Origin of the sequence: Candidatus Dormiibacter sp., from assembly GCF_050999135.1 — a bacterium.
Taxonomy (GTDB): Bacteria; Chloroflexota; Dormibacteria; order Dormibacterales; family Dormibacteraceae; genus Dormiibacter; species Dormiibacter spiritus.
Genome location: NZ_JBPCPN010000011.1, coordinates 50,158 through 57,869, shown reverse-complemented (window position 1 = coordinate 57,869; position 7,712 = coordinate 50,158). Strand labels below are relative to the sequence as shown.

Genomic DNA, 7,712 nt, shown 5'->3' with positions numbered 1-7,712 from the left:
GGTGAAACCGTTGGTGTCGGCGGTGTGCTCCACGATCGGGAGCTCGGTCTCGTTGTCCAGCCAGCCGTCCAGCACGTAGGTGGCGTCGCGGTCGGTGGCGACGATCACCTTGGTGGCGTAGGCCGTGTGCTGGTCGGAGACGTGAGTGTAGGCGGTGATGCGCCCGACCCTGCCCGAAGTAGCGTGGCAGCGACGCCGCGTTCGCGCTCTTGACCGCGACCGGGAAGCGCTGACCGTCCGAGGAGGACAGCGTGCCGCCGCCCCACGCCTGGGCCAGCCAGCGCCGGTGGTGGTGGTTGACGATCTCGGCGCTGGCGGCGTTCAGCGTCTCCTCGCGCAGGAACCACTCGGTGGCCCAGGCCAACTGGCGGTACGAGAGGTCGGAGACCTCGGCCATGCGGGTGGGACCCAGGTTGCAGGCCTGGGCGAGCACGGCGGCGTAGAGCGCCACCGACAGTCCCGCAACCGAGCTCGATGACGTCGCGGCCGCGGATGTCGGGCAGTGCGCGAACCTTCTCTTCGGGCTGATGCCAGACGCCCCATTGGACGTGGTCCTGCGCCCAGCGACTGCGAGCCCACCCCGCTGTGTAGCGTGCGTTCGCTTGGGTCCAGTGGTCTCGATTGTGATGAGAGTAGTCCGGAAGGTCAGGTGGGGTCATGTCCGACCTACTCTGACTGATCCCGTCAGCGATCTGACGGTCGGGATCGTACTGCACGCGCTCGTGCGGGCCGGCGAGATCCTCGAGCCATTCACCGGGCTCGGGAGCGAACCGTAGGACCCGGCCCCCTTGACTGTGCTGAGCCCGCTGGCGAAACAGATACCGATGGGCCAGCCGTCGCGTGGACCTGGTTGCGATCCCGCTCCCGGGCCAGCTTGGCGTTCGTCGCCAGGCCGAGGTCGATCACGTCCAAGCGGAAGTGCGGCTGCGCAATCACCAAGGTCAGCGGCGCCTCGAACACCCAGGCTTATGTGCTATCATCCTATGGACATAGCACAAGTGCCTCAAACCATCATCTTCTACCTCGAGCCTCGGTCTGGCGTGGCCCCCTACATGCAGCTGGTTCGCCAGGTGCAGCATGCCCTCCGCTTAGGGATGCTCCGGCCCGGTGATCAGCTGCCGACCGTGCGCGAAGTCGTCTCCCACCTGGCCATCAATCCCAACACCGTTTTGAAGGCGTACCGCGAGCTGGAACGTGCAGGACTGGTTGCCAGCCGGCCTGGTCAGGGCACTTTTGTGCTCCGCGCCCTTGCCGGTCCCACTGCGGCTGATCAGACGGCACTGGGGGCAAAGCTTGACAGCTGGCTGGACGAGGCCCACGGCGCCGGCATGGACAGCCAGGCGATCGAAGCTTTCATCGCCGTCTGCCTGCGCAGCCACAGCCGGGAGGAGATTGCGTGATGGAGGCGCTCCGGGCCCGACGCCTCAGCAAACGCTACGGGGATACCTGGGCGCTCCGAGACTGCACGCTGAACATCCCGCCGGGTCGGGTCGCGGCGTTGGTAGGTCCCAACGGCGCCGGCAAGACCACCCTCTTGCACCTGGCGGTGGGCCTGATCGCGCCAACCGCCGGAGACGTGGAGGTGTTCGGCTGGTCACCGCGACGGCAACCGACAGTGGTCCTGGCTCGAGTCGGATTCCTTGCCCAGGATCGCCCGCTCTACCGCTTCACGGTGGAAGAGATGCTCGCCCTGGGCCGGCGGCTCAATCCACGCTGGGACGACGCCCTCGCACGCCGCCGCCTGAGCGCGGTCGGCGTTCCCCTGCATCGACGCACCGACAAGCTCTCAGGCGGTCAGCAGTCGCAGGTCGCATTGGCTCTCGCCCTCGCGAAGCGTCCCGAACTCCTGCTCCTCGATGAGCCCGCGGCCAGCCTCGATCCTCTGGCTCGGCGGGAATTCATGGAGGGCCTGATGGAGGCAGTCGCCGAGGGTGGACTAACTGTTGTCTTCTCCTCCCATGTCCTGGCCGATCTGGAGCGGGTCTGCGACTACCTGGTCATCCTCTCGGCCGCACACGTCCAGCTGGCCGGGGACACTGACGAAATGGTGGCCCGTCACAAGCTCCTGACCGGTCCCCGCTGCGACGGTGAGTCCGTCGGCAAGGTGCACTCCGTCGTGCAGGCCCTCCACACGGATCGCCAGACCACCTTGCTGGTCCGGACCAACGGCCACATCTACGACCCCTCGTGGACTGTCTCTGACGTTCTCCTGGAGGACGTGGTGCTGGCCTACCTTCGCGCCCCTGGGGTTCACGCTCTGCCCGAACCTCAGGTCGTCAGCGATTCCGAGTGGATCCCGTGACCTGGCTGACGTGGCGCCAGCACCGAATGGAGGCAGTCGGCGCAATCGTTGCGCTCGGCCTGGTCGGCGGCTTTCTCGCGCTCACCGGCCTCCCCATGAGGGCGGCTTTCAATGGCCAGGTTCATGAATGCCTCAGCCTGACCGGGGACGCGTACCGTCAGCACAGCTGCCAGGGTCTCCTCCGCGGCTTTGAGAACCAGGCGACGTTCGATGGCCTGATCGCCTACTTCAACTTCATGCCGGCGCTGGTCGGCATCTTCGTCGGCGCCCCTCTCGTCGCCCGCGAGCTCGAACGCGGCACCCACCGGCTGGTCTGGACCCAGGGCATCACCCGCCTGCGCTGGATCTCCATCAAGCTCTTCCTCCTCGTCATCGGTTGCGCGATCATCGCCGGCGCCTTCACCGCTGCGATGACATGGTGGCGCTCCCCGGTCGACCAGGTCCAGGGCCGTCTCCTCCCACTTGGCTTTGACTTCGAGGGCTTCACGCCGACGGCGTACGCCTTGTTTGCGTTCGCGCTCGGCGCTGCGGTCGGGACCGTTGTCCGCAGGACTGTGCCGGCCATGGCCATCACGCTGCTCGGGTTCCTGGCGGTCCGTTTCCCAGTCGAATTCCTCCTCCGCCCGAACTACCTGGCGCCGGTCACCACGGTCACAGCCTTCACTGCGACAGCCGGATCGGATCCCCGTGCCGACGGCCGGGGCGACTGGATTCTCGACGGCGGCCTGATGGACAGCACCCACCATCGGCTGAGCAACGCTGAGCTGTCTCAGCTCTACAGCACTGCCTCGAATGGCGCCGGCAACACCAAAGGCGGGGCCGACGCGTACATCCAGGCGCACGGCTATCTCAGCTATGTCGACTTTCACCCGGCGAGCCGGTTCTGGACCTTCCAAGCGATCGAGGCGGCGATCTTTCTGAGCCTGGCGGTCCTGCTGCTGGCCTTCACCGTGTGGTGGGTTCGCGCTCGAAGCGCCGGCTGAAGCGCCGCCCAGTCTCCTGGCCTTCGGCGGAACATCTCTACATGAGGTCCAATCTTTAGGCATCTTTTTGCCACAGCCAGCGCGTGCTTATTGGACTTCAGGTCCGTAGCCTGAAGTCCAATGAGTACAAGCAATGGTCGCCGGGTGGCCGTCACCGGCCTCGGCTTCATCACCCCCATCGGGAATGACCTGGAAACCGTCTGGTCGAACCTGGTGGAGGGCGTTTCAGGCGTTGGCCGCATCACACGCTTCGACACAGCCGCCTACTCCACCAAGATCGCTGCTGAGGTCAAGCACTTCGAGCCTGAGCAGTACATGGACAAGAAGACAGCCCACCACCTGGGCCGCTACTGCCAGTTCGGTCTGGCGGCTGCCAAGGACGCCCTTCAGGACGCCGGCCTCAACCCGCGAGAGATGGATCCTGACGATGTTGGAGTAATCCTCTCCAGCGCCATCGGCGGCATGCAGGAGATCGAGAAGAACCACACTGCGCTGCTGGAGCGCGGTGTGCGCCGAATCTCGCCGTTCACGACGCCGATGATGATCGCCGACATGGCGGCTGGGGTGGTCGCCATGCAAACCGGCGCGGGTGGCCCTAACTACGCCATCGTCAGCGCCTGCGCCTCCTCCGGTCACGCGCTAGGCGAAGCGGCTGAGATCATCAAGCGCGGCGACGCCAAGGCGATGCTCGCCGGCGGCGCGGAAGCGACCATCACCCCGCTCACGATGGGCGCCTTTTGCCAGATCAAGGCGGTAAGCGAGCGCAACGACGATCCTGAGCGGGCCTGCCGACCCTGGGATTTGGGTCGCGACGGCTTCGTCATGGGCGAGGGAGCTGTCGTATTCGTGCTGGAGGACCTTGAGTTTGCGCAAAAGCGTGGGGCTCACGTCCATGCCGAGATAACCGGGTACGGTGCCAGCGCCGACTGCTACCACTACACTGCGCCCCATCCCGAGGGCGCGGGCGCCAAGCGCGCGATGCGCAAGGCGCTCCAGAAGGCGGGCGTCGCGCCTGAGCAGGTCCAGTACGTCAACGCTCACGGGACCTCGACCAAGCTGGGCGACATCGCTGAGACGAAGGCGATCAAGGAAGTTTTCGGCGACCACGCCGAGAAACTGCTGGTGAGTTCGACCAAGTCGGTCCACGCGCACCTGCTGGGCGCGGCCGGCGCGATCGAGGCAGCTGCCTGCGTGCTGGCGATTGAGCGGGGCGTGGTGCCGCCCACGATCAACCTGGATCAGCAGGACCCGGAGTGTGACCTCGACTACGTGGCCAACGAAGCGCGCCGGGCCAAAGTCGATGTCGCCATCTCCAACTCCTTCGGATTCGGCGGTCACAACGCCACGCTGGTCCTGAGCCGGCCCGGCCTGAACTAGGAGACATCCCGCATGACCGAAGCAATGGACTTCAAGGAGTTGCAGGAACTGGCCGCCGAGATCCTCGGCGTTCAGCCCGAGCAGGTGCAGATGAACGTCAGCTTCCAGCGCGACCTGGCGGCGGACTCCCTGGATCTGGTCGAGCTGATCTCAGCCGTCGAGGACAAGTACGACGTGGAGCTGCCCGAGGAGCAGCTGGAGGCGATGAAGAACGTCGGCGATCTCTGGAAGTTCCTGGAAGCCCGCCACGCCGAGCGGGCTGGGGCCTGAGCGATGGCTCTCAGGACCGCTCCGCGGGTGCGCTCTGACGCCGTGCCGCTGCGCGCCTTTCGCTCCCAGGGCCGGCCCTCTGCGATCGCCGGCGTCGGCACTTATTCGCCGGACAGAGTGATGACCAATGCGGATCTGGCCAAGATCGTCGAAACCTCCGACGAGTGGATAGTCGAACGCACAGGCATCCGTCGCCGGCACATCGCCGAGCCGGGCACCACCACTTTCGAGCTGGCCACTCACGCCGCTCGCGAGGCCCTGCAGAACGCGGAGGTCTCAGCCGAAGAGCTGGACCTCATAGTGGTCGCCACGTCCTCGCCTGACGGGCCGTTCCCGAGCGTCGCCTGCCGGGTGCAGAACGAGTTGGGCGTCCCCGGCGCTTGCGCTTTCGACGTGCTGGCCGCCTGCACGGGCTTTGTCTACGGCCTCTCCTTGGCGGACGCCTACATCGCCAGCGGCAGGGCCGACACGGTGCTGGTGATCGGGGCTGAGGTGCTCTCGCGCATGCTCGACTGGCAGGACCGAGCCACCTCCATCATCTTCGGCGACGGCGCCGGCGCGGCAGTCGTGCGGGCAGCCCGGCGGGGCGCCGGGTTCCGCGCCTGGTGCCTCGGATCCGACGGGCGTGGCTATGACAAGGTGACCGCCGGCGACATCCCACGCGGGGCCTATGCCGCCCAGCAGAGCCAACCTCTGATTGCTCAGAAGGGACCTGATGTGTTCAAGTTTGCCACGGACATCTTCATCCGCCAGGCCTACGCGGTGGCGGACGCCGCCGGGGCGGCGATCGAGGACATCGACCTCTTCGTACCGCATCAAGCCAATCGGCGCATCATCGAGGCGGCGGCAAGGCGCGTGGGATTGCCCATGGAGAAGGTCCAGGTCAACCTTGACGAGTACGGCAACACCTCTACGGCCAGCATCCCGCTGGCGCTGGGTGACGCGCTGAAGACCAACCGGATCAAGAGTGGTGACCAGGTGCTTCTCGCCGGCTTCGGTTCGGGCCTCACCTGGGGCGCGTGCCTGCTCGAGTGGGAGTGAAGCTGGCGGGGCCGGTGGCCCTGCTCTTCCCCGGCCAGGGCGTGCAGCGTCCGGGCATGGGGCGAAAGCTGTACGACCGCTACCCTGCGGCACGCCGTGTCTTCGCGCAAGCCGAGCAGGTGCTCGACATGCCCATTCGCCGGCTCTGCTTCGAAGGGCCGGCCGACGAGTTGAACCGCACCGACGTGCTCCAGCCCTGCGTTATGACCGTGTGCTGGGCCGCCTACGAGATCTGGCGTGAGAGCTACGGCATGGAAGAGGTACAGGTGATGGCCGGCCACTCTCTGGGTGAGTTCACGGCGCTTGCCGCCGGCGGAGCCATCTCCTGGGAGACCGCCCTGGTGCTGGTGAAAGAGCGCGGCCGAATCATGGCCGACGCCACAGCTCACAGCACCGGGGGCATGCTCGCGATTGTCGGGCTGACGGAGGAGCGGGTGGAGGCGATCCGGCAGGAGGCCTCTCGACTGGGGTCTCTCTACATGGCCAACCGCAATGCCGATGTGCAGTTTGTGCTCTCCGGTGAGATGGCCGCGGTGGAGCGCGCCGAACAGCTGGCTCTCGCGGCCGGCGCCCGGCGGGCGCTCATCTTGACGATTCCGCTCCCCGCCCACTCGCCCCTGATGGAGCAGGCGGGAGCGGCCTTCAAAGCTGTGCTTGACCGGCTGCCTGTGCAGATGCCAACCTTCCCGATCCTCGCCAACGCGACAGGCCAGGCGATCGCATCGCTGCAGGAGCTCAAGTTCGAGCTGGCCAACCACCTCCTGCGGCCGGTGGACTGGGCGCGGACAATGGTGTCGATGCACCAGATGAGGGTGAAGACGGTGGTCGAGCTGGGGCCCGGTCGGGTGCTGGCGAGCCTGGCTGCCAAGCACATCGCCGGCGTCGAGACATGGAACGCCGATGAGCTGTTCGTCGACTTCGTTGACGGCGTTCCCGCCTAAGTGTTCCGCGAACCCCTCCCGTGAGCGAACCGGAGCGAGGCCGGAAGGCAGATCTGGAAGGAAGGACCGCGCTCGTCACGGGCGGGGGTAAGGGAATCGGAGCCGCAGTTTCGCGCGAGCTGGCGGCCATGGGCGCCCGCGTCGTCGTCAACTACCGCTCCGACAAGGCCGCCGCGGAAGAGACGGCACACGAGATCGGCGGCGTCGCAGTGCAGTGCGACGTGTCCGATCCAGCGGCCGTCCAAGCGATGGTGAACGGCCTGGGCCAGGTTGACGTCCTGGTCAACAACGCTGGCGCCGTGCGGGACAACCTGCTGCTGCGGATGAAGCAGGAGGACTGGGACCACATCCTTCAGACCGACCTGACCAGCGCGTTTCACACCACCAAAGCCGTGATGTCCAGGATGCTTCGGGCCCGGTGGGGCCGCATGGTCAATATGACCAGCATTGTGGGCATCACCGGGAACGCCGGCCAGGCCAACTATGCGGCGGCTAAAGCGGGCCTGATCGGCTTCACGAAGTCCATCGCCAAGGAGATCGGCTCTCGCGGGATCACAGTCAACGCGGTGGCGCCTGGTTTCGTGAGCACCGAGCTGACGCGGGCCTCAGTCACCGCCGAGATGCTGAAAGCCCTGGTCGAGCAGACGCCTCTGAAGCGGGAGGGAACGGCTGAGGACGTCGCAGCCGCCGTAGCCTTCCTCTGCTCGGCCAAAGCGGCGTTCATCACCGGCCACGTGCTGGTGGTGGACGGAGGGTTGTCGCTCTAGTGCCGGCACCGGCCCCAAGAGTCTTGCGCGA

The 7,712-nt window shown here is 66.4% G+C and carries 9 protein-coding genes and 1 pseudogene; 8 read left to right on the top strand and 2 right to left on the bottom strand.

The annotated features are described in order from the left end of the window. Both ACR2MZ_RS02980 and ACR2MZ_RS02975 read right to left on the bottom strand, forming a co-directional pair. On the bottom strand, window positions 1-159 hold a 159-nt coding region (locus tag ACR2MZ_RS02980), incomplete at its 3' end, for a Tn3 family transposase (RefSeq protein ID WP_434003584.1). A gap of 64 nt (window positions 160-223) precedes the next feature. Continuing rightward, a pseudogene (locus ACR2MZ_RS02975) lies at window positions 224-433 on the bottom strand (Tn3 family transposase); the annotation flags it as partial. A 619-nt stretch (window positions 434-1,052) separates the two neighbouring features. Between ACR2MZ_RS02975 and ACR2MZ_RS02970 the strand changes: the two are divergent. The 8 genes from ACR2MZ_RS02970 (at window position 1,053) to fabG (ending at window position 7,681) form a co-directional block, all read left to right on the top strand. Continuing rightward, window positions 1,053-1,400 (top strand): GntR family transcriptional regulator, encoded by a 348-nt coding sequence (locus tag ACR2MZ_RS02970; RefSeq protein ID WP_434003583.1) that lies wholly within the window; start codon window positions 1,053-1,055, stop codon window positions 1,398-1,400. Beyond that, entirely contained in the window at window positions 1,400-2,302 is a 903-nt protein-coding gene (locus ACR2MZ_RS02965; protein ID WP_434003576.1) for an ABC transporter ATP-binding protein, read from the top strand. The genes ACR2MZ_RS02970 and ACR2MZ_RS02965 overlap by 1 nt, the downstream gene beginning before the upstream one ends. Next, a complete protein-coding gene (locus ACR2MZ_RS02960; protein WP_434003575.1) occupies window positions 2,299-3,285 on the top strand; it encodes an ABC transporter permease subunit in 987 nt (328 codons plus the stop codon). Before ACR2MZ_RS02965 ends, ACR2MZ_RS02960 begins: the two co-directional genes overlap by 4 nt. A 120-nt stretch (window positions 3,286-3,405) precedes the next feature. After that, window positions 3,406-4,662, top strand: coding sequence for a beta-ketoacyl-ACP synthase II (gene fabF, locus ACR2MZ_RS02955; protein WP_434003574.1), 1,257 nt, complete (start codon window positions 3,406-3,408; stop codon window positions 4,660-4,662). Window positions 4,663-4,674: 12 nt separating this feature from the next. Then, complete coding sequence (locus ACR2MZ_RS02950; RefSeq protein ID WP_434003573.1) at window positions 4,675-4,932, top strand: acyl carrier protein; 258 nt, start codon at window positions 4,675-4,677, stop codon at window positions 4,930-4,932. Window positions 4,933-5,052: 120 nt separating this feature from the next. Beyond that, window positions 5,053-5,973, top strand: a complete 921-nt coding sequence (locus tag ACR2MZ_RS02945) for a beta-ketoacyl-ACP synthase III (protein WP_434003582.1) — start codon at window positions 5,053-5,055, stop codon at window positions 5,971-5,973. After that, window positions 5,964-6,914, top strand: a complete 951-nt coding sequence (gene fabD, locus ACR2MZ_RS02940; protein ID WP_434003572.1) for an ACP S-malonyltransferase — start codon at window positions 5,964-5,966, stop codon at window positions 6,912-6,914. Before ACR2MZ_RS02945 ends, fabD begins: the two co-directional genes overlap by 10 nt. A gap of 20 nt (window positions 6,915-6,934) precedes the next feature. Further along, window positions 6,935-7,681: a 3-oxoacyl-ACP reductase FabG gene (gene fabG, locus ACR2MZ_RS02935; RefSeq protein ID WP_434003571.1), complete on the top strand. Its 747-nt coding sequence runs from the start codon at window positions 6,935-6,937 to the stop codon at window positions 7,679-7,681. The last annotated feature ends 31 nt before the right edge of the window (window positions 7,682-7,712 follow it).